This is a genomic window from candidate division WOR-3 bacterium, from assembly GCA_039801085.1.
GTDB lineage: Bacteria > Hydrothermota > Tepidihabitantia > Tepidihabitantales > Tepidihabitantaceae > JAOABP01.
This window is the reverse complement of record JBDRTY010000002.1, coordinates 264,417-284,591: the sequence shown is the minus strand read 5'-3', so window position 1 is coordinate 284,591 and position 20,175 is coordinate 264,417. Positions and strand designations below refer to the sequence as shown.

General features: G+C 56.6%; 20 protein-coding genes and 1 riboswitch. Of the genes, 4 read left to right on the top strand and 16 right to left on the bottom strand.

What is annotated here, in order from left to right:
* Positions 1 to 4: 4 nt before the first annotated feature.
* From ABIK48_05630 to ABIK48_05580, 11 genes are all read right to left on the bottom strand, one after another.
* A complete protein-coding gene (locus ABIK48_05630; GenBank protein ID MEO0021638.1) occupies positions 5 to 1,135 on the bottom strand; it encodes a prepilin-type N-terminal cleavage/methylation domain-containing protein in 1,131 nt (376 codons plus the stop codon).
* Between the two features lie 8 nt (positions 1,136 to 1,143).
* The gene (locus ABIK48_05625; protein ID MEO0021637.1) at positions 1,144 to 1,944 is read right to left on the bottom strand and encodes a prepilin-type N-terminal cleavage/methylation domain-containing protein; all 801 of its coding nucleotides are present in this window, start codon (positions 1,942 to 1,944) and stop codon (positions 1,144 to 1,146) included.
* 1 nt (position 1,945) lies between these two features.
* A complete protein-coding gene (locus ABIK48_05620; protein MEO0021636.1) occupies positions 1,946 to 2,488 on the bottom strand; it encodes a prepilin-type N-terminal cleavage/methylation domain-containing protein in 543 nt (180 codons plus the stop codon).
* Positions 2,489 to 2,555: 67 nt separating this feature from the next.
* Positions 2,556 to 3,092, bottom strand: a complete 537-nt coding sequence (locus tag ABIK48_05615) for a prepilin-type N-terminal cleavage/methylation domain-containing protein (protein MEO0021635.1) — start codon at positions 3,090 to 3,092, stop codon at positions 2,556 to 2,558.
* 49 nt (positions 3,093 to 3,141) lie between these two features.
* Positions 3,142 to 4,038 (bottom strand): hypothetical protein, encoded by an 897-nt coding sequence (locus ABIK48_05610; GenBank protein ID MEO0021634.1) that lies wholly within the window; start codon positions 4,036 to 4,038, stop codon positions 3,142 to 3,144.
* Positions 4,038 to 4,805, bottom strand: a complete 768-nt coding sequence (locus tag ABIK48_05605) for an ABC transporter permease subunit (GenBank protein ID MEO0021633.1) — start codon at positions 4,803 to 4,805, stop codon at positions 4,038 to 4,040. The genes ABIK48_05610 and ABIK48_05605 overlap by 1 nt, the downstream gene beginning before the upstream one ends.
* The gene (locus ABIK48_05600; GenBank protein ID MEO0021632.1) at positions 4,798 to 5,760 is read right to left on the bottom strand and encodes an ABC transporter ATP-binding protein; all 963 of its coding nucleotides are present in this window, start codon (positions 5,758 to 5,760) and stop codon (positions 4,798 to 4,800) included. The genes ABIK48_05605 and ABIK48_05600 overlap by 8 nt, the downstream gene beginning before the upstream one ends.
* Before the next feature lie 87 nt (positions 5,761 to 5,847).
* A complete protein-coding gene (locus ABIK48_05595) occupies positions 5,848 to 6,483 on the bottom strand; it encodes a prepilin-type N-terminal cleavage/methylation domain-containing protein (protein MEO0021631.1) in 636 nt (211 codons plus the stop codon).
* A 164-nt stretch (positions 6,484 to 6,647) separates the two neighbouring features.
* A complete protein-coding gene (locus ABIK48_05590) occupies positions 6,648 to 7,943 on the bottom strand; it encodes a biotin carboxylase N-terminal domain-containing protein (protein ID MEO0021630.1) in 1,296 nt (431 codons plus the stop codon).
* Positions 7,944 to 7,949: 6 nt separating this feature from the next.
* Entirely contained in the window at positions 7,950 to 8,507 is a 558-nt protein-coding gene (gene efp, locus ABIK48_05585; GenBank protein MEO0021629.1) for an elongation factor P, read from the bottom strand.
* Positions 8,508 to 8,516: 9 nt separating this feature from the next.
* Complete coding sequence (locus ABIK48_05580) at positions 8,517 to 9,593, bottom strand: Xaa-Pro peptidase family protein (GenBank protein ID MEO0021628.1); 1,077 nt, start codon at positions 9,591 to 9,593, stop codon at positions 8,517 to 8,519.
* Positions 9,594 to 9,998: 405 nt separating this feature from the next.
* On the opposite strand from ABIK48_05580, the gene ABIK48_05575 reads away from it, so the two are divergent.
* Complete coding sequence (locus tag ABIK48_05575) at positions 9,999 to 10,517, top strand: nitroreductase family protein (GenBank protein ID MEO0021627.1); 519 nt, start codon at positions 9,999 to 10,001, stop codon at positions 10,515 to 10,517.
* On the opposite strand, the gene rimI is transcribed toward ABIK48_05575, so the two are convergent.
* Both rimI and ABIK48_05565 read right to left on the bottom strand, forming a co-directional pair.
* The gene (gene rimI, locus ABIK48_05570) at positions 10,508 to 10,930 is read right to left on the bottom strand and encodes a ribosomal protein S18-alanine N-acetyltransferase (protein MEO0021626.1); all 423 of its coding nucleotides are present in this window, start codon (positions 10,928 to 10,930) and stop codon (positions 10,508 to 10,510) included. The two genes, ABIK48_05575 and rimI, sit on opposite strands and share 10 nt — an antisense overlap.
* A 72-nt stretch (positions 10,931 to 11,002) precedes the next feature.
* Positions 11,003 to 14,170, bottom strand: coding sequence for a S8 family serine peptidase (locus ABIK48_05565; GenBank protein MEO0021625.1), 3,168 nt, complete (start codon positions 14,168 to 14,170; stop codon positions 11,003 to 11,005).
* 92 nt (positions 14,171 to 14,262) lie between these two features.
* A riboswitch (cobalamin riboswitch) is annotated at positions 14,263 to 14,459 on the top strand.
* 26 nt (positions 14,460 to 14,485) lie between these two features.
* Here ABIK48_05565 and ABIK48_05560 point away from each other — a divergent pair.
* A complete protein-coding gene (locus ABIK48_05560) occupies positions 14,486 to 16,570 on the top strand; it encodes a TonB-dependent receptor (protein ID MEO0021624.1) in 2,085 nt (694 codons plus the stop codon).
* Here the strand turns inward: ABIK48_05560 and ABIK48_05555 are convergent.
* From ABIK48_05555 to ABIK48_05545, 3 genes are read right to left on the bottom strand one after another with little or no spacing between them, the layout of a single operon-like run.
* On the bottom strand, positions 16,541 to 17,845 hold the full coding sequence (locus tag ABIK48_05555) for a peptidoglycan DD-metalloendopeptidase family protein (protein MEO0021623.1): 1,305 nt from the start codon (positions 17,843 to 17,845) through the stop codon (positions 16,541 to 16,543). The two genes, ABIK48_05560 and ABIK48_05555, sit on opposite strands and share 30 nt — an antisense overlap.
* Before the next feature lie 2 nt (positions 17,846 to 17,847).
* Positions 17,848 to 18,678, bottom strand: coding sequence for a zinc transporter ZupT (gene zupT / locus ABIK48_05550; GenBank protein MEO0021622.1), 831 nt, complete (start codon positions 18,676 to 18,678; stop codon positions 17,848 to 17,850).
* On the bottom strand, positions 18,671 to 19,099 hold the full coding sequence (locus tag ABIK48_05545) for a metal-dependent transcriptional regulator (GenBank protein ID MEO0021621.1): 429 nt from the start codon (positions 19,097 to 19,099) through the stop codon (positions 18,671 to 18,673). Before ABIK48_05545 ends, zupT begins: the two co-directional genes overlap by 8 nt.
* Positions 19,100 to 19,179: 80 nt before the next feature.
* On the opposite strand from ABIK48_05545, the gene ABIK48_05540 reads away from it, so the two are divergent.
* Positions 19,180 to 19,605 (top strand): formylmethanofuran dehydrogenase subunit E family protein, encoded by a 426-nt coding sequence (locus tag ABIK48_05540; GenBank protein MEO0021620.1) that lies wholly within the window; start codon positions 19,180 to 19,182, stop codon positions 19,603 to 19,605.
* A gap of 39 nt (positions 19,606 to 19,644) precedes the next feature.
* Entirely contained in the window at positions 19,645 to 20,094 is a 450-nt protein-coding gene (locus tag ABIK48_05535; GenBank protein MEO0021619.1) for an Hsp20/alpha crystallin family protein, read from the top strand.
* Positions 20,095 to 20,175: the final 81 nt, after the last annotated feature.

Sequence of the window (20,175 nt, the reverse complement as noted above, 5' to 3'; positions counted from 1 at the left end):
AAAATTACCGCGGTCGGACACTGAACTCCGAACCATCGTTAAACCTCAACCGGAAAAGCTTGTTATAAATATTACTCGTATCCCCGCCAATCGGGGTCTTGGAAAAGTTATAAAAACTGAATTCGACCACTTCCTCCCCGTTGGGTGAAATCACAAACGGTCCGGGCATGATCATCAGTGAATCCCCCCTGCCGACACCCGGATTATATTCCCATTGCCGCTGTTCGTGATTGCGGATATAAAGCCAGCGCATATAGGCGCTGTCCGGCGCCTCAATGAAACTGATCGTCCGGACCGTATCCGGATTCTCACCCGGGTTCACAATCCAGATAGTAAATCCCGAACTGTCACCGGAAATTCTCGGCGTCCCGACCATCTGCAGATAATTCCGAAACAGACGGCTGAAACGGAAATCAACGACCGTCCGGCTCCGCGGCACGACGGTCACCCATTTGACAATGGAATCACCGCCGGGACGCCGGGCAATAATCTTGTGATTACCGATGGGAATGCCGCCATGGGTGCTGGCCGGGGTGAATTCGTAATAACCGCCGGCATCGGGCCGGGTAAAAAATGTCGTGCCGTTCGGCAGATAAAGGTAGATGCCGACCGTTGCCGCCTTATCGCCCGGCGGATTGTTATCGGCATCGGTAACAGTGCCGATAATACTGTTGTTGGTGAGATGAACAATTGAATCCACAATCCTGATGGTCATCGGATACTTGCCGTTGCCGACCGTGGCAATTGTACCGGTGGCGGGATTATAGGTATACGGGTTGCCCCAGGCATCGTAGCGGTAACCGACACTGTCCTGCAGAAACTCCCGGCGCAGATAAGGACCGCGCCAGTTGGGAGAATTACTCGTGTTTTCCACCAGCTCCCGCAGATCGTTGGGCAACCGCATCATATCACCATAAAATCCGAAATCAACCCGGTGACCATTCGCAGTTATCTCCGGATTGCCCACCATCGCATAGGACAGCTCCCGCATTTCCTTCAGCGTCTGGTCAAACAGCGACCGATCCCGGGTGGCATCGATCGTCCGGATTGCGACCGTGCTCAGAATTCCGATGATCAACAACACCACCAGCAACTCCATCAGGGTAAACCCCTGTGCCTTGGCTTGGCTTCTCATTTTCCACCTCACATGTTGTTCCAGTCCACATTCAACCGGACTTCAATTCCCCGCGCACCAACGCGTGGAAATACTGTCACCGCTCGGGTAACGGTATCACACCGCGGCGGTGGCGGATAATAGTGCCAGATCATCACCCTTAAAGTCTGGACCCCCTGCGGGACATCCCGGAACTCAAACAGACCGTTGGTTGCCGGTGTATAGCTGTCCCGGTACAGCACCCCCTGACGCGGGTACTCCAGCTGAACGGTAATCCTCGGCAGAATCGAATCCGGTGGTGGCACACCACGCTGGTCCACAATTGAACCGTCCACGATATTGTGCAGCAGGTCATTAACGCTGTAACCCAGCGGTTTGGTAATCCAGCGCTTTCGATCAACCAGTCCCCCGCCGCCGTAGCTGCGGAGAAACAGACTGTCCCGCTCAAATACAATCGTATCACCCCAGCCGTCAATCCGGTAGCCTTCCGGCGATTCATTAAAAGTTGACTTGATGTAAGGTCCGCGCCAGCGACTGCTTTCGGGCGGCGCAACCCAGCTGGGCGGATTCACCAGATCACTGAGCGTGCGGGGGAGCGCACCCATGTCGCCAACAAAACCGAAATCCGCCCGCACCCCTCCCACCACATAGTCCGGATCCCCGGTAATCACCTTTGCCAGCCGGTCCAGCTTCTGCCGGGTCTGCTCAAAACGGCCCCGCTCCAGCGTCACATCCCAGGTCTTGATTGCGGCGGTGAGAATCACGCTCAGAATCATAATTACTACCAGCAGTTCAATCAGGGTCACACCGCGATCAATTCTCCGCTTCATATCAGAACCTCACCCTGATATCGTCATTCTTGACCGCACCGGGCTGTCCCCAGAAAAGGCCGTCCGGACCGGCACTCATCAGACCGAGCGTCTCATTGTTTTCCACCCAGTAACGGTATTCGGTCCCCCAAGCGTCATACAGATAACCCATTTCGCCGTCTTCTCGGATATAAGGTCCGTTCCAGCCCTTCTGAATATAGGGGTCCCAGGCAGGCAGTGTTTCCTTGCCGACATACAACCGCTGGGCATAAATACCCTCAAACGGGTTACGGGTTGCCAGCTCAATCAGATCCCGCGGCAGTCTCCCCACATCCTGCTTGAAACCGTAACCGACCGCCTCACCGCCAATCCGGAGGTCCGGATTGCCCATGATCGCCTCGCGCAGAACATTCATTTCCTGTAAAGTGGCGGTACGCCGGGCATTGGTCGCCACCCGGGAGATCATTGTGGGAACAAAAAAGGCAAGGAGAATTCCAAGAACTGAAATAACGACCAGCAGTTCCACCAAGGTGAACCCGCGCCCTGAACTGTCTCTGGCGCTCACAAAAGTCATTATAGAAATCTCTCCTTCTCCTGTCAAGGACAAACACCTGTCCATTCTGCCCCCCTCATCAGTTGTGCAGCACAAAAATCACCGCATCGCCGTCGGCATCAAAATCCCGGATTGATGAACCGCTGTGGTCAATTCCCAACAGACCGTAATGTGTCGGATAGGCGGAACCGGGCGGGTCATAAACCTTGTAAACGATGTTGCCGGGGTCATAGCCGTAGACATCATTCGGACCGTATTCATCAGTATTACTGATTTCCGTGAGCTCATCATAATCCTCAGGATTGAACTCATCCGGATCCATCTCCTTGCCGCTGTAGGGATTGGTCGGCAGTTTGCCGATCCGGACATCATACTCTCCTCCGGGAAACACGCAGCCGTATCCATCCTCGTAAAAATCCTCGGCATAATAACCGAACTCCTGATGAAATACCTCAATGGCGGTCTGGACATTGTGCAGATTCATCTTCATTGCGGCAATCCGTGCCTGGTTGCGCAGTCCGGAAAATCTCGGCACTGACATTCCCATCAGCACACCCAGAATCATGATTACCACCAAAAGTTCCACAAGGGTAAAACCGCGGTTTTTGGGACACATAAAGTCTCCTTTGTTAAATAATAGTAATTCACATCATAGCTGTCAAGTTTTATCCTGAACCGCGCCGGCTGGGTGGTGTGGTTGTCCGGACCCTGTCACCGTCAAGATAAAACCGGCCGCCATAGGGCTCTTCGGGCAGGACCGGCAGGTAACCCCGCTGCTTCAACTCCTCAATACTGCCCGGCACCCGCTTTTCCTTTTCAATGAACTGGTTGACCGCGCGCTGAATTTCCGCCAGCCCCTCCTCCAGCTTCAGCCATTTCAGCTGCCGGACAATCAGCTCCTTCAGTTTTTTATTGTCCGTGCTGTAATACAGATCTTTCCACATCTCGCGGGCACTGGCATAATCACCGCTCCGGGCAGTAGCATAGGGAACCCAGCGTTCGATGATCGGCCAGGCATTTGGCAGCCGGGCAGCAACCTGAAACAGCCGGGCGGCCGCCTGATAGTCACCGATCAGGATGTAATTGATAAACCCGGCATCAAACGGCAGCTGCCAGTTGAGCGGATTTGCCTTCATGCCGTCGAGCAGAAAGCGCAGTGCCGCTGCCGGATTGTGGGCATCCCAGGCAAGGGTGATCGCCCCGAAGTGATAGGCGCCGATAAACCGCGGGTCGAGTGTGGTCAGAATCTCAAAGATATGACCCAGCCATTCGTAGCGCCGGTCAGTCTGCTGGTGCCGGCCGTAATAGTCAATTGCGGTCAGCCAGATGAAATCGGCAGCGAGCTCCTCATACTCAATCACCATCTCCCGCAGGGCAACTCCGGAGGGAAAATAGGCAAGCTCCTGCATCAGCCTTTCCCCGGCCCGGCGGCTGGTCGCATCAAGTGACAGCTGCAGCAGATAGATTCCGACAAACCCCCAGATCACCAGCACCACCGGCAGCAGGGAAACAAGCACACCGGGTCCCCGCGGCACCGGTCTGGTGATTTCAACCAGCTTCATCAGAAGTCCCGCCGGTTGAAGACAAAAATGGCAATCAGGAGCAGGGTGAAGGTGTAAACCAGCGCATAGGCAATCGACAGCCCCATTGCCAGCGGGTTGAGCGGTGCATTATGGACGACATCGCCCCGGATGTTGAAATTATTCAGATTGGGCAGGACATAATAGAGAAACATGCCGATGAACTTGACAATCGGTGCCGGACTGATTGCTGCCAGCTGGCGCAGCAGCTGCGTGCTGTGACCGATAAAGTAGACAACAAAGGTAAACACCGCACTGGCGATCGGTGTGACAAATGTGGAAAAGAGGACCGCAACTGCAGTCAGAATCGCCAGTTCAAAACCGGTCATCATCACCGCCCAGAGCAGACGCGGCTCCGGTTTGACTCCGGTCAGAAGCAGCACGAGATAAAATCCGGCAGTCATCAGCACCAGACTCACCCCGAGCACCAGCATCATCCCGCAGTATTTGCCGATGATGAACTCATAGCGCCGCACCGGCCGGGCAAGCAGCAGGTAAATCGTCCGCTTCTCCACCTCCCGGTAGACAATCCGGCCGCCGACGAGGATGGCAATCAGCACACAGAACAGCGTAATGGCGGAAAGCCCCAAATCCTTGATAATCTTTTCTGCCTCGCCCAGAGCCACCGGCTGGATCACCTTGGCGCTTGCCATCACAAGAATTGCAATCACAATCAGCGCCACCAGTACCCGATCCCGGACCGATTCCCGGAAGGTGTTAAAGGCGATACCCCAGATCCGGTTAAGCATTGCCCCCCCCGTTTCTGCCTGCGCCCCTCACCCGGGACATGAAAAACTCCTCCAGTGTCAGGGAACGGGGAATGATTGAGCGCACCTTCGCCTGTGCCTCGCGGGCAATCGCCAGTACCCGCTCCACATCCTCCTCACTCTTCACGGTCAAGAGCAGCAGTTCACCGGACTCAATTGAGCGCTCGGCGATCCTCTCCAGCCCCTTGCGGAATTTGCCACTGACGCCCTGCAGGGTAATCTCAATTGACTCCACCTCTCCGGTCAGAATCTCGCTCAGTCTGCCGATTTCCACCATCTTCCCGCCCACAATAATTCCCACCCGGTCGCAGATCATCTCCACATCCGCCAGAATGTGAGTTGAGAAAAATACGGTTTTCCCCTGTTCCCGCAGTCCGACAATTATATCCCGGAACTCCTTTCTGCCAATCGGGTCCAGTCCGCCCATCGGCTCATCAAGAATCACCACCTCCGGGTCATGAATCAGCGCCTGAGCAATCCCGATCCGCTGGAGCATTCCCCGGGAAAAACCGCGCATCTGCTGACTGGCCGCATGCTCCATCCGGACCAGCTTCAGCATCTGCCGGACCCGCCCCGGAATTTCACTGTAAGGAACACCGGAAAGCTGGGCGGTGAGGGTCAGAAATTCAACCGCGGTCAGATACTCATAGAAATAGGGTGACTCGGGCAGAAAACCGACCCGCCGTTTCACCCGGGGGTCACGCGGTGCCCGGCCCAGCACCGTGGCAAAACCGCTGCTGGGCTGTGCCAGGCCGATAAGGATTTTAATCGTAGTGGTCTTGCCTGCGCCGTTGGGACCCAAAAAACCGAAAATCTCGCCCTGTTCCACCTGCAGGTTAAGCTCGGAGAGTGCCTGCACCCGCTTCATCCGGAAACCGGTCCGGTAGGATTTGCTCAACCTGACGGTCTCAATTACCGGCTGATTAACCACCGCCACAGTCTGAGTATAAAAATTAATTCTGCTCAGGTCAAGAAAAAAGAAAAGCGGGGTGGATTCACCACCCCGCGCACTGCTCTTGGAGGATTAGTTGTGGAGCACGAAGAAGATGAAGTACTCCTCATCAGTCGGGTCATCGCACAGCGGGTCGAGGTCATACATCGGATAGGCGACATCGCGCCCGAATCCGTAGATGCCGTACTCCTGCGGAGCACCGAAACCGACATCCGGCACATAGGTGGCGATGCCGATTCCGCCCGGATACTCCGGTGTGCCACCGAAATCAAGGTACGGACACTCCTCATCATTGCCCCGGATCTGGGCGTTCTGGCCCGGCTCGAGCTCGCCGAAGAGGTCCAGGTAGACCAGGTCCTCCTCGTCCTTGTCCTCATCATTGTAGCGCCGGCCGTCATACGGGTTGACCGGGAAATTACCCGGCTTGGGCTCACCGTCGGTTCCAATCGGGTCACCACCCGGGAACCACAGACAGATCCCCGCCTCGTTGCCCGGATCCCATTCCACATCCTCACCCGGGTAGTTGCCGTAGTGGTCCACAGCATACGCCTCGAGCGCGGTCTGGATTACGTGCATGTTGTTCTTCACCGATGCACGACGGGCGCGCTCCTGGAACAGGACGAAGTTCGGGATGATCAGTGCCAGCAGGATACCGATAATCAGGATGACCACGAGCAGCTCAATCAGTGTAAAGCCGCGATTCTTCATGGTATTTGGCACCTCCTTTCTTTTTAGGAATAAACGAGACCGCAAGCCGCTACCGTTTATCTCTTTATAATAAAAAGAAGGTAAACACATAGCAGCTCGCCGTCTCAATTACATTATAACAAACTTATGATCCTCTGTCAAGCAGAATTTTTTCATCCCGCCGATCAGGAGATAACCAGACTGCCCGGCGTTCCGAAAGCCGGGCGCCGGAGCACCGCATTCAACAGATCGGTATTCGTCCGGATACCGCCGAAGTTCAGTTCCGCAAATCCCCGGAGCAGACGGCGGACCGCAGTTTCGAGATCCGCCCCCCAGGAAAAGAGATTGACAAGGAGCAAGTCATATTCACCCGGAATTTCATATCCGGGATATATGCAAGACTCCACCCGCAGGTGCGGACCGCCCGGCAGTAACAGCTCACGAACAATTCCGGTTGAAGGTTCGAAATCAGCATCCGGGTCCTCCGCCCGGATACCCGCTGCCAGTGCCCTGACCCCTTTGCCCGCGGAAATGGTCCTGTCCTTTTCGCCCGCCGCCACTTTTAACTGCGCGGCAACAATATCCATCCCGGTGATGATCTCTGCGAGTGGATGCCAGGGGCTGAGCTCACTGCTCAGCTGAAAAAAATAGGGGGTATTGTCCTCATCAATCAGAAACCGGGCCACAAGCGCACCCTGAAACTGCAACCGTTCTGCCAGCAGTTTTGACCAGCGGTACAGCCGGTTGCGCAGATTTCCGGGCAGATTCGCCGGGGAGAAAACAAGCAGGTCCTGCTCCCGGTGATAAAAACCGACCTCCCAGTCTGCCACCGCCTGAGAGAAAATTACCAGCACCTCGACCGGCCGGGTCCGGGACAGATGCCTCTCCAGATAAACCTGCTCAGTGCTGCTATGTGCCCGGACCTCGGCCTGGCACATCCGCACCTGATACTCAATATCCTTTTCCTTGACAATCAGGCGGCTGGAGCGCAGACTGCTGGCAACAGGTCTGACCACAACCGGCAGACCCAGCTGTTGGGCTGCGGTCACCGCCTGCGCCGGACTGCTGACCGGCTCCTCGGTTCCGGGCACAACCGGAATTTTCAGCTCCTGAGCCAGCCGGCGCTGTGCCAGCCGGTCCGCTAACAGCTGGAGCGTATCCGGACCCGGTCCGATAAACGCAATTCCCGAACTGATAGTAGCATCGGCAAACTCCGGATCCGCTCCGAGAAAACCCCAGCCCGGATGGAGCGCATCACAGCGGGTGATCTCCGCCGCTGCCAGGAGCCTTGATACATTGAGATAGGAATCCCGGAGCGGCGCCGGTCCGATGCATACCGTCTCATCGGCTAAAAGCACCGGCAGTGCGGTCCGGTCCGCCTCCGAGCAGGGAACAACACTCCTGATGCCGAGCTCCCGGCAGGTGCGGATGATCCGCAGTGCCGGAATTCCCCGGCAGGCTACAAGAACCTTCCTGAACACACCCCGTTATGCCCGCTCAACATAGGTGTTGGTGCGGGTATCAATCCGCACCCGGTCGCCGACCTTGATGAAAAACGGCACATCCACTACCAGTCCGGTTGACAATTTTGCCGGCTTGCCCCCGCCGGTTGCGGTATCACCCCGGTAATTGGGCTCGGTCTCCACCACCTCCAGCACAATGAAAATCGGCGGCTCAATCAGCATCGGCACCCCTTCAATATAGCCAATCTCCACCTCCACCCCTTCAGTCAGATAAAACACCTTGTCACCGAGCACCTCCCGCTTCAGGGCAAACTGGTCATAGGTCTCCATATCCATGAAGTGGTAACCGGTATCATCAGCATAAAGAAACTGACCCTTGCGCCGTTCCATCTCCACCGTTTCCAGCTTGATTTCCGATTCAAAACTCTCCTCAATCAGCGCTCCGGTGCGGATGTTGCGCATCTTGGTCAGCACCCGTGCCCGGCGCTGTGCGGTCCTGGTCCGGGCATAGGAAAGAACTTCATAGATTTCATTGTTGTATTTAATTAACAGACCGGTTCTGAAATCGTTTGGTGTTACCATTGCCACTCCTTAAATTATCATTAACTCCTTGTCTGCCTTGGTAAAATTGCGAATCCCGGTACTGGTAACCAGCACCATATCTTCAATTCTCACCCCGCCTTTTCCAGGCAGATAAACACCCGGCTCCACCGTTACCACATCCCCCGGCTCCAGTGTCTGCCGGCTGGTCCGGGCAAGAGCCGGCTGCTCGTGCACCTCCAGCCCGACACCATGGCCCAGGCTGTGGCCAAAAAACTGACCCAGTTGCTGCTGATTAAGATATTCTCTTGCTGCCAGATCCACAAACTTGCACGGCACGCCGGGTTTCATAACTCCGAGCGCCTCCTGCTGCGCCTGCAGTACCGCCTCATATATCCGTCTCAGCTCGGGGTCCGGTCTGCCCAGAAATACTGTGCGGGTCATATCGGCACAGTAGCCCTGATACCGGCAACCGATGTCAAATGTGATCGCATCACCTTTTTTCAACCGGCGCAGCCCGGCACGGGCATGAGGCTTGGCGCCATTCTCCCCCGATGCCACAATCGAAGGAAATGCGGGCTCGCCAAACCGCCGGAAATAAAACTCAATCTCCAGTGCCAAGTCCTGTTCAGTAATTCCCGATTTCACCAGCTTGAGCGCCCGGTTAAACGCCTGCTCGGTAATCTCCTGTGCCCGCTGCATTCGTGCCAGTTCGGGACGGCTCTTGCTGCGCCTCAGTTCCAAGACCAGATCCCGGACCGGAATCAGCCTGACCCCCTTGAGCTGGCGGCGCAGCATCCGGAACCTTGCCAGACTCAGATTACCCTCCTCCACCCCGATGCGCGGACTGGGTTTTGACCCCAGCATCCGCTTTAACTCAGCAACCGGAAACGAGCTGTAAAGATCCCGTTCCAGAATTTTTTTGTCACAGCCCCGGACCTCGGTTTTAATCTGCTCCTGATAACGGAAATCGGTATAAAAAACGGCAGCACGCCGGGTCACAATCATCATCCCGTTACTGCCAGTATAACCGCAGAGATAGCGGATGTTGTTCAAACCGGAAATTATGATTCCGTCCAGCCTTTCCCGGACGAGCTGTTTCTGGAGCTGGGCAATCCTTTTCTCCATCGGCTCAAATTTTATAACCCTGCCCGAAAATGTCAAATCCCTGCCTTGAGCTCAGGCAATTAATAACCTATTTAATATATAATGAGTTTCCTGCTTCCGCTCCATAATTCCATTTCGCCAAGATAAATTTTATCAATGAGTTGCAGAATTACACCCATTAAATGCCTGTCCACCCCGCAGTTCCCCCTACCGTTGACTCCGGGCTGTCTTTCAGCCCGGACTGTTAAGCGGTTAAATTTCCTCGACTTACGACCTTGCCCCTGCTGACCATTATCCTGTCACCAAACCACTGTTTCATCTTTCTGTCTCAGCAGTCTTTTACCCCTGACCCCTGATAACAGTTGACTTTAAGCCCGCCACTGTTAAATTTCACTCAGAGCAGGCACAACTCTGAAAGGAGGCGGTATGGAGTTTTATGAGGTAATTCGGAGACGGCTCAGTGTCCGTGCCTACAAACCCGACCCGGTGCCCGAGGAGGTTCTCAACCGGATTCTTGATGCGGGCCGGCTCGCACCATCAGCCAAAAACCTTCAGCCCTGGAAGTTCATCATTGTCCGGGATGAAAAAGTCCGGCAGGCGCTCGTGCCCGCCTGTCGCAATCAGAGCTTCATCGCTCAGGCGCCGGTGGTGATCTGTGCCTGCGCACTGCTCGAGCAGGCATGGAAGGGCATGGGCGGGTACTGGTCCGCCGCTGAGATTGATGTCACGATCGCGCTGGAGCATATCATTCTTGCTGCTGCCAGCGAAGGGCTGGGCACCTGCTGGATCGGTGCCTTCATTGAGGATGAGGTGAAAAAGGTGCTGGCAATACCTGAAGGGGTGAAACCGGTGGCACTCACTCCGCTCGGGCATCCGGCGCAGGAGCCCAGGCCCAGACCCAGAAAGGAACTGAAGGAGATTGTCTGCTATGAGCGCTACTCGTGAAGCAGCGCCAGCTCCATGATCAGCGCATCCTCGCCGTTCTCATAATAGCCCCGGCGGACATAGGTGGGTACAAAACCGAACCGGCGGTAGAAACGCTGGGCACCGGTATTGGAAATCCGCACCTCCAGAAACACACTTTCCGCCTGCTGACCGGTGGCAAACTCCAGTGCCCGCCTCATCAGCTCAGTCCCGATCCCATGATTCCGCCATTCGGCGGCAACCGCAATGTTGGCGATATGAACCTCGATCCTGCCCCAGGCAATCAGATAGCCTACAACCCGGTTCTCATTTTCCGCCACAATGCACAGACCATCCGGGCGGTGAATATCTGAAAGGAAAAAAGAGCGCCGCCAAGGGTTGGGAAATGTGGCATGCTCAATCTGCAGGACCTGATCCAGATCCCGCTCCTCCATGCACCGGATGGATATCATAAAAAATACCGGCGGGCAGGAACTGGGCGCCCCTGCCCGCCGGTCTTGTCAACCCTACTTCAGATAAACCGCCTTGGTCGTCATGATCTGCGCTTCGCTCTCCAGTCGCACCAGATAGACACCCTGCGCCACCCGGTTACCCGCATCATCCCTGCCATCCCAGAGCAGCTCATATCCGCCCGGCTCAAGCCGGCGGTCAATCAGCGTGCGGACCCGGCGTCCGGCTTTGTCATAAACCGCAACCCGGACCGCTGAGCCCTGATTCAGAAGGAAGTGAATCTGCAGCCGGCTGCGGAATGCGGTCGGCAGCATCCTGACACCGGTGAGAACCGGACCGGACATGCTTTTGGCTTCTGCCAGCCCGACCGAGGGTGCATCGGTAGTCAGCTTGATCGCCCGGCCCGGAACGAGCGGTCCGGCAGCCCGGTGGAAGGTATCGTTATAAACCACCTGAATCGCAATCGTCAGACTCGGATCCTGTTCCCCCACTGTAGCGCTTGAGTTCCAGTTCGCAGTCAGGTACTGATAGATCACCTCGGTATTACCGTCAGCAGCCGCCAGCGTGGTATCATAGAAGATGATCTGCATCTTGTCCCAGGAGTCGCGCGGGTTGTAGTAATGGACCGAATCCCACTCAACAATGAACCGGTGGTTTGCCGCATCATGATAATACCACACACCATTTCCGGTTGGCGGATACAGGTCATCCCACTTCAGACAGAACATCGGCGGCATCTGGCTGTTGGGCAGCGGGGTGTTGCTCCAGGTGGTTACGGTTGAATAACCCGGTGCGACCCAGCCGTTGGAGCAGATCGAGATCTGGGTGTAGCGCTGGCCGTAGAACTTGATCGGCCCGAATGCGGGCGGCAGGGTGATCTGGACCGTCTGATCATCAGAGAGGGTCAGCCGGGTACCCAGATTCCGGATTTCGACCCAGGAGAAGGTCGGCCGCTCCGCATACTCCGCATCAATGTCATCATAGGCATAGTAGAGCGCGGGCTGACGCGGTCCGTCCGGGATCGGGTCAATGGCGGTCAGCCGGCCAACTTCAATCCCGAAATAAACGGTCCGGTCCGGATAACCGGCCTGACTGATCCGCAGACTGCACGGAATCACAAACTCCCGCGGAATGGCTGCGCTTGCCCGCACCCGGAAATGATCCGCCTCATTCATAACCCACGAATCTGCCGGTACCAGACCGTAAACCGCGCTTGAATCCAGGACCTCAAACCGGGAATCAAATGACCGGAGCACCACCTGCACATCATAGGCGTTTCCCAGCCCTGAATTCACGAGCTGAATCGCAATGTCGCACTCCTCACCGGGATCAAGCTTGCCATTACCGCCGTCATAGGCATACACCGAATCGCCCGCCAGCACCGGTGTACCCACCTTCAGTTTCAGCGGTGAGGTCCAGATTGAATCCTGATCATCCCGGACCACCAGTTCAAAGTTGAGCGTATAACCGTTAACACAGGAGGTGTCCACCGTAAACTGGAATCCGGGCAGTCCGGAAAATGCGGTGTCGCCCGCAGGAATGGTGCCGAAGTTCTTGATCGAATCGGTAATCGTGATATGACTCGGGTCTGAGGTCCGCAGGATGCCGGTCACGCCACTTGTCGTATAGGTACACTGATTCTTCACCCAGACCGGCAGATTGATCGTCTCGCCCGGGTTGATAATCCGGTCATTATTGCCGCCGGCCGAATCATCCACAACCGCCCGGTGCAACCTGACCCCGAACGGCAGCGGTGTGTTCTCAATGCAAAGTTTGGCATCAATTCTGCCTGTGCCGTAGGTATTGTTCTTCGGCGGGGTTCCTCTGGGTACAACCGAGTACTGCATGATCGAATCGATCTGCTCCGGCAAGAGCAGCGGGTTCTTCTCCAGCATCAGCGCCGCCACCCCGGCAGCACACGGTGTTGCCATTGAGGTCCCGGACATCGCGACATAACCGCCGCCCAGCCGGCAGGAGATCACATCCACGCCCGGTGCGGAAAAGTCCGGTTTCAGCAGCCCGGGCGGATAGGCATAGTCATTATACGGCGGTACAGTTGACCAGGAGACCGGACCCCAGGAGGTGAAATAGGCATAGTTGTCCGTCGAGTCGGTGGCGCCGATCGAAATCGCACCGCCCAGACCGCCTGCCATCTCCGCCGGATGCTTCCAGGGACCGGGCACATCACCCGGTGTCCGGACATTGTCCGGCGGACTGCTCGAACCCTCATTACCGGCAGCGATGAAGTAGGGAAGCCCGGCAGCCGCGACATTGGTCACCGCCTGACGCCAGAGGGCGCGCCGCGGGTTCCAGGAGTGCTGCCAGCCCAGACTCATCGAAAGCAGGTGGGCATGATTCTCCGGCGAAAGCGGTGGCGCGACGCAGAACTCCATTGAGCGGAAGACCGTATTTTCCGCGATTGTATCCGGCAGTGGTGAACTGAGGCTGGTCTTGGTCCGGCAGCTCATGATTCTGGCACCCGGCGCAATGCCGGTCGTATCACCACCGCTGCCGTCACCGGCGTTGATCCCGCAGGTATGGGTGCCGTGACCATGGGAGTCCATCGGGTCGTTGTCGTTGTTCTCAAAGTCCCAGCCGTGATAGGGGTAGTTCGGGTCGGTCCACATCCGGTTTGCCAGATCTGAATGATTGTAATCACAGCCGGTGTCAATATTGCCGATCACCACCCCCTGTCCGGTATAGCCGTAGCTGTACCAGACGCTGTCCGCCTTGACCTTGCGCACATGCCACTCCCGGCTGTCAGTCCCGCCGGTAACATCAGCCGCGGGCTGCTGCGGTGCGAGCCCGAGCGCATTTTCGGTCGGAATCAGGTCCCACTGGACAAACCAGACATCAGCCCGCTCTGCCACCTTCAGAATCGCCTCGGAAACCAGTTCGCAGTAAACCGCATTCACAATCCAGAGCGGCGTGATGTTGCGTGCCTTGCCTTCGCGCTCCAACCTGGTCAGCTCCTGCAGCAGACCCTGCTGGGTCCGGGCGGCCAGCTCCTGCAAACCGCTGACCGTCACCCGCCAGCGTTCATCCTTGACCTTGATCGTCCGGATGATCTCCTCGCCATTAAACTGCTCCTTGAGGGCGATCACCACCGGCAGATATTCATTCTTGCTGGTGATGCTCATCCGCTCCAGCAGCAGCGGCTCAATCGGTGCTCCAGCCACGATTGTGACCGCCAGCACCAGCAGACTCACAAATCTACCGCACACTGTGCCTCCTTTTGATGTTTACTAACATCTTATTTAAAAAATTCCAACAATCAAGCATGCAACTGAATATTGACACTCCTGTTAACCCGGTTATAATGACCGCCGATCGTGGTCGACCCGGAAAACGGGTTGCCCGGGATCGGGCACAGGGAACGCCGTGAAAATCGGCGGCGGTCTCGCCCACTGTAAGCGGCACTTTAACTGCCCCATCAACGCCACTGGCTCCGGCTGGGAAGGCGATGGGTGCTGCCGTAAGCCAGGAGACCTGGCCACGGTCACAGATTCGGTTTAACTTGCGCAGAAAGGAGAACCGGAATGAACATCCTGTCCCTGATTTTAATCCTCACCGGCGTCAACCTTGACAGCCGGGTTATTGATGCGGTCACCGGTGAACCGGTGCCCTATGTCCAGATCACCGTCCTGCCTGAGGGCAGAACCCTTCTTACTGACAGCAGTGGATACTTCTCCCTGGAATTCGGCCCGCCCTCAGAATTGCTGACCCTGCAACTGGAACGCATCGGCTACCGCACCCGGGTATGGACCGGTGCTGCTGACGGTCTACCCGAACTGCTGTCACTTTTCCCGGTGGCAATTCCTGTCAGCGGTGTGACGAGCACCGCCACCCGGCTCAGAACCGCATTGCCCCTTGCCGTCCCGGTACAGAACCGGAAAATTGACCCGGTGCTGGCACCGGTAATGAACAGCCCGGCATTCCTGCTCAGTCGGGCAACCGGCATCCTCGTTAATGAATACGGCAACCTGACAACTCTGAATTTACGCGGTGCCGGTCCGGAACAGACACTCGTCCTCTGGGACCGCATCCGGCTCAATTCCAGTCTCAACAGTCTCACCGACCTCACCCTGCTGCCTCCAAGCCAGCTGGAACGGATTGAGATTGCGCGGGGCGGTACTTCCGCCCTCTATGGCACCTCAGCGCTGGGCGGCGTAATCAACCTGATAACTCCGGAACCGCGGCAGCGCCGGCTCGACCTTGATGCCGGACTTGCCTCATTCGGCACCCGCACCACCGCACTTACCGCTTCCTTTCCCGGTCCTGTCAGCTGGCTCACCTCCGGCGAATACTTTCACAGTGATAACCGCTTTCCCTACCCTGACACCACCGATTCAATCCGCCTCCGCACCAATGCCCAGCTCAGCCGCGCCACCCTGCTCGTCAAATCCCAGGCGGCACTGCAGGCAGGTCAGTCGCTGACGCTGGAAACCAATTTGGGTATCTGCCGCCGCGGTTCCCCCGGACCTGTCACCTTTCCCAGCGACAGCGCCCGGCTCGATGATGAACAGCTGCTGGTCATCGCCGGATATGACCTGCTCGAAAGTCCGGCAGGAAGAATCAGTGCACGACTTTACCACGGCCGGCGTAATGAACGCTATCACAACCCGGACCCGTATTTCACCGCCAGCGACACCCATAAACTGTGGAATACCGGAATAAATCTTAATCACGAATTCGATCGGGCATTCGGACCCGTCACCTGCGATCTGCTGACCGGCGTTGAAGCCGGTCAGGAACAGGCGCAGAGCACTACCGTGGGGAGTCCCACCCGGCTTAACGCCGCCGGTTATATTGAAAGCGGTCTCAGGAGCGCACTGTTTCAGCTCTCACCCGCACTCCGCTACGAAATCCTGCAGAACCGGCATCCGGATGCGGTTGCCACCATCGGTGCCCTCAGTCCCCGTCTGGCGGTGACGCTGACCCCGCACCCGCTCCTGAGCTTCTACTCTGGCGTCAACCGCTCCTTCCGCGCTCCCAGCTTCAACGAACTGTTCTGGCCCGAAGACCCGTGGACCCGCGGTAATCCCCATCTCAAACCGGAATGGGGAACCGGCTACGATGCCGGCATTGGTATCAAACTGCCCGGCGGCGCTCTCCGGCTTACCGCCTTTTACTCCCGAATTCAGGACCTGATTCAATGGGTTGCCGATACCAGCTTTGTCTGGCAGCCGGTCAACATCGCCCGGGTGCGGATTCGGGGTTTGGAACTGGAACCGGGCATTGAGTTTTCTCGCTTCGGCCTTGATGGCAATCTGACACTTCAGGAGTGCCGGGCAGAGAGCACCCTGATACCTTACCGCCCACCGCTGACTGGCAGCGCCAGTATCTGGCTGGAACCGCTGCGTTTACCGAAGACTGCGCTCCGGCTGCAGCTGAGCACAACCGGTGCCACAGCCCGCTTTGCCAATTCGACCAACACCGATACGCTGCCCGGTTACCTGATCCTTGATCTCGGCATCAGCCTGAATCATAAAATCAACCCGGTTTCCCTTGCCATCAGCGCCGGGGTTCAGAATCTGCTTGACCGGCACTACGAACTGATCCGTAATTATCCCCTGCCGGGCAGAAGTTTCTATCTAAAAACCCGGCTGACCGTGGCTCAATGAGGCTGAAGTATCGGCAGGAGACCGGCCGGCAGTGCGTATAATCGCAAGATAGCGATCGCGCACCGCCTGAAAATCGGCAAGGTAACGGGCGGGTACCGGCTCGGCGCGCGGGGGAATCACCTTGAGCGGATTAACTGGCTTGCCGTTCTGCCGGATTTCAAAGTGGAGATGAGGTCCGGTCGCCAGCCCGGTTGCACCGACATAGCCCACTGTTGCCCCCTGCCGGATGAATCTTCCCACCTTAATCCCTGATCCGTAGCCCGAAAGATGTCCGTATCGGGACACCAGGCCACCACTGTGCTTTATCTCCACCATCTTGCCATAACCGCCATTCCAGCGCGCCATGGTAACCACGCCATCAGCAATCGCACTCACCGGCGTCCCGCGCGGTGCCACATAGTCAACCCCGTGATGCGGCCTGACCACCCGCAGAATCGGATGAAACCGCATCCCGAAATAGGATGACACCCGGGCAAAAGACAGCGGAGACCTCAGTACTGTCTTGCGCAGCGACTGTCCCTTTTCATTATAGTAATCCCACCGTCCTGTGGGATCCTGGTAGTAGAAACCGTAGACATTGTCGGTCCGGCTCCGGTAATGCACCGCATAAACCCGGCCGAACCGGTAAAAACGGCCATCCACTTCCAGCCGGTCGGCAAGCAGTTCAAAGGTATCACCATTATTGCATTCGGTAAAGAAGTCAATGTCATAACGCAGGATCTCGGCAAACTCCACCACCAGCTCGGGCGTCCCACCCAGCTTCAGCAGTGAATTCCAGAGCGAATTTTCTATTGTCCCGCGGATCACACACTTGACCGTGTCCACCGGCCTGATAACCTTCTCGGCTGATACAGCACCGGTACTGTCAAACCGGACCGCATAACTCACCACCGGACTGGAGTGGTAATCAATCCCGCTGAGTTCCAGCCCCTGATAAATCAGCGTCACCGAATCGCCCGGTGTCATCCTGCGGAAATTGAAATCCGCCTTCCCCAGCGCATGATAAATCGCATTAATCCGCCCGGAGTCGATACACCACCGGCTCAAAAGTCCGGCGAGCACTTCCCCTTTCTGCAACCGGTCACCGCCATAGTAAGTGGATTCCGGGAAAGGAAGCAGCGGGGCACATACCGTTTGCACTCCGTCGTGCCGTTTCCAATTCTGTAATTTCAGTCCCGCAATAACGGCTAAAAACAGAACCACACCGCCGACGAGAAGAAAAATTACCCCGCGTCTGGGGGGATTTGACTTGGGCACCTGCTCGAAACCTTCCATAACTACTTGAACACAACCAGACTTGCCGCCATCAGCATCATCCCCGAAATAACGCCGGCGACACTCAGATGCTCATGACCGTAGGCGTAAGAACCGGGAATCAGCTCATCAAAGGCAATGAACACCATCAGCCCACCCACGCCGGCAAGCAGCAGATTCAGCAGCGCTTCGTTAAGAAATGGCATAAGCATTCCCGCCGCTACCAGGGCACCCGCCAGCTCGGCGGTTCCGGAAAGTGCCGACCAGAGCAGACTCCGCCGCCGGGAACCGGTAGCGCAGAACACCGGCACTGCCACGGAAAGCCCTTCGGGGATGTTGTGCAGAGCAATTGCTGCTGCGATCGCAATTCCCAGCTTGCGGTTCCTGATCGCCCCCGCAAAGGTCGCCATCCCCTCCGGGAAATTGTGGAGTCCGATTCCCAGCGCAACCAGCAGACCCAGCCTCAATAACCGTGTGGGCTCTAATGCCGGCTGCTGACCGTGACGATAACGCCAGCCTTTTCCGGGTGGTGCCGTTGCCATTTCCGGACAAGTCCTGGAATCGATCTTGTGCTCACTGATAAACTCATGCGGCACCGCCAGATCAATGAGAAACATCAGCAGGATACCGGCAAAAAATGCCGCAGTTGCAGGCACAAACCCGCAGTTGCTGATTCCTGTGCTCAGCAACTCGGCAAACGAGACAAACATCATTACACCGGCGGAAAACCCAAGGCTGAATCCCATGAATCCGCCTCCCGGTCGGCGCACCACCAGACCGATCAGACTTCCCAAAAATGTACTTACCGCTGCCAGCGCACTCAGAACTACCGCAAAAACGAAATTCTCACTCATCTTTCGTCCCGGGGCGACTGACATTCATTCTCGATATCAGCACCCTCAGCCGGTTAAGTGTCACCGGCGAAAGGCTGTGTTCCAGACGGCAGGCATCAGCTTCAGCGACAGCAGCGCTTACCCCTACGATCCGGCGCAGGAATGTCACCAGCAGCTGATGGCGCTGATAGACCGTTTCCGCCACCTTTCTCCCCGTCGGTGTCAGTTCCACGCCGCCGTAATGCTCGTGTCTGATCAGCCCCTTGCCGGCAAGGGCGGCAAGTGCCACCACCACTGAGGGACGACTCACCCCCAGCAATCCGGCAATATCCTTGACCCTTACGGTCCGGTGGTCCTTCTCCAGAATCAGAATCGCCTCCAGATAATCCTCCTGACTTTCTCCCAGAGACGAGGACCGGTTAATGTTAGGTGTATTAAACATTGTTAAAGCAGGCTAATTTTAACTGAATACCAGTTGAGGTCAACAGTTGCCTGTTACGGAAATCAAATTATAATCCATTAGTGATTAATACCCTGCTGCTGAAAAATGCCGCCCGGTTCCACGGCCATCTCGGACCCTGGCTGATCATCGGTCTCCGTGCCGGCATTTATGCCCGGCGCCGGTTCAAGTGCTCTCCATTTCATATCTGCGCTACCGTATTCTGCCCTCCGAAACCTCCGGTCCGGTGTGTAATTGATGGCGTCCAGCTCGGTGCCGGTTGCACGATGGGCAAAGGCAACATCCGGCATCAGACCGCCCGGCGGTTCTGCCGGATTCATTTCTCTGCTCCGCACGGCCGGCAGGTGAAACTTTCCGTGCGACCGGAAATTTTCAATTCAATGGTCAATCCCCATCCCGATCAGGTAAAACAACTGGCACTCGAGGTTGCCCGTATGCCCCTTGAGCAGATTTTTACTGTGAAACCATATTCAAAACCGGCGGTCTAAATAGGTGAAAGCAGAAACTAAAATAAGGAGGTGATGAAAATGGCAAAGCATCTGACGACTTGGGATCCGTTCCGGGAGATGGTGTCACTCCGGGATGAGCTGGACCGGCTCTTTGACTCGGTATTCGGACGCCTGCCGCGGGAGCGGGGAGAAACCTACTGGGCTCCGCCCTTGGATATTGAGGAAACTGAGGATGCCATCGTCGTCCGCGCCGAACTGCCGGGAATGAATAAGGAGGATATCAAGGTCAGTCTTTCCGGCGACACCCTGACGATCAGCGGTGAACGGAAATTTGAGAGTGAGAAAAAGAGCCGGACCTACTACCGTCAGGAGCGGGTCTACGGCAAATTCCAGCGCACGGTGACGCTCCCGGCAGAGGTCGAGGGCGACAAGGCAAAGGCATCCTACAAGGCAGGTGTCCTGGAGCTGGTCTTGCCGAAGTCCGAGAAGTCCAAGGCAAAGGAGATCACTATCGTTGCCGAGGACTGATTTCCCGGAACTGCAATCTAAAAGACGCCCTCACGGGCGTCTTTTTATTTCTTGATTACCGTCACAAAAGATAGTAAAGTG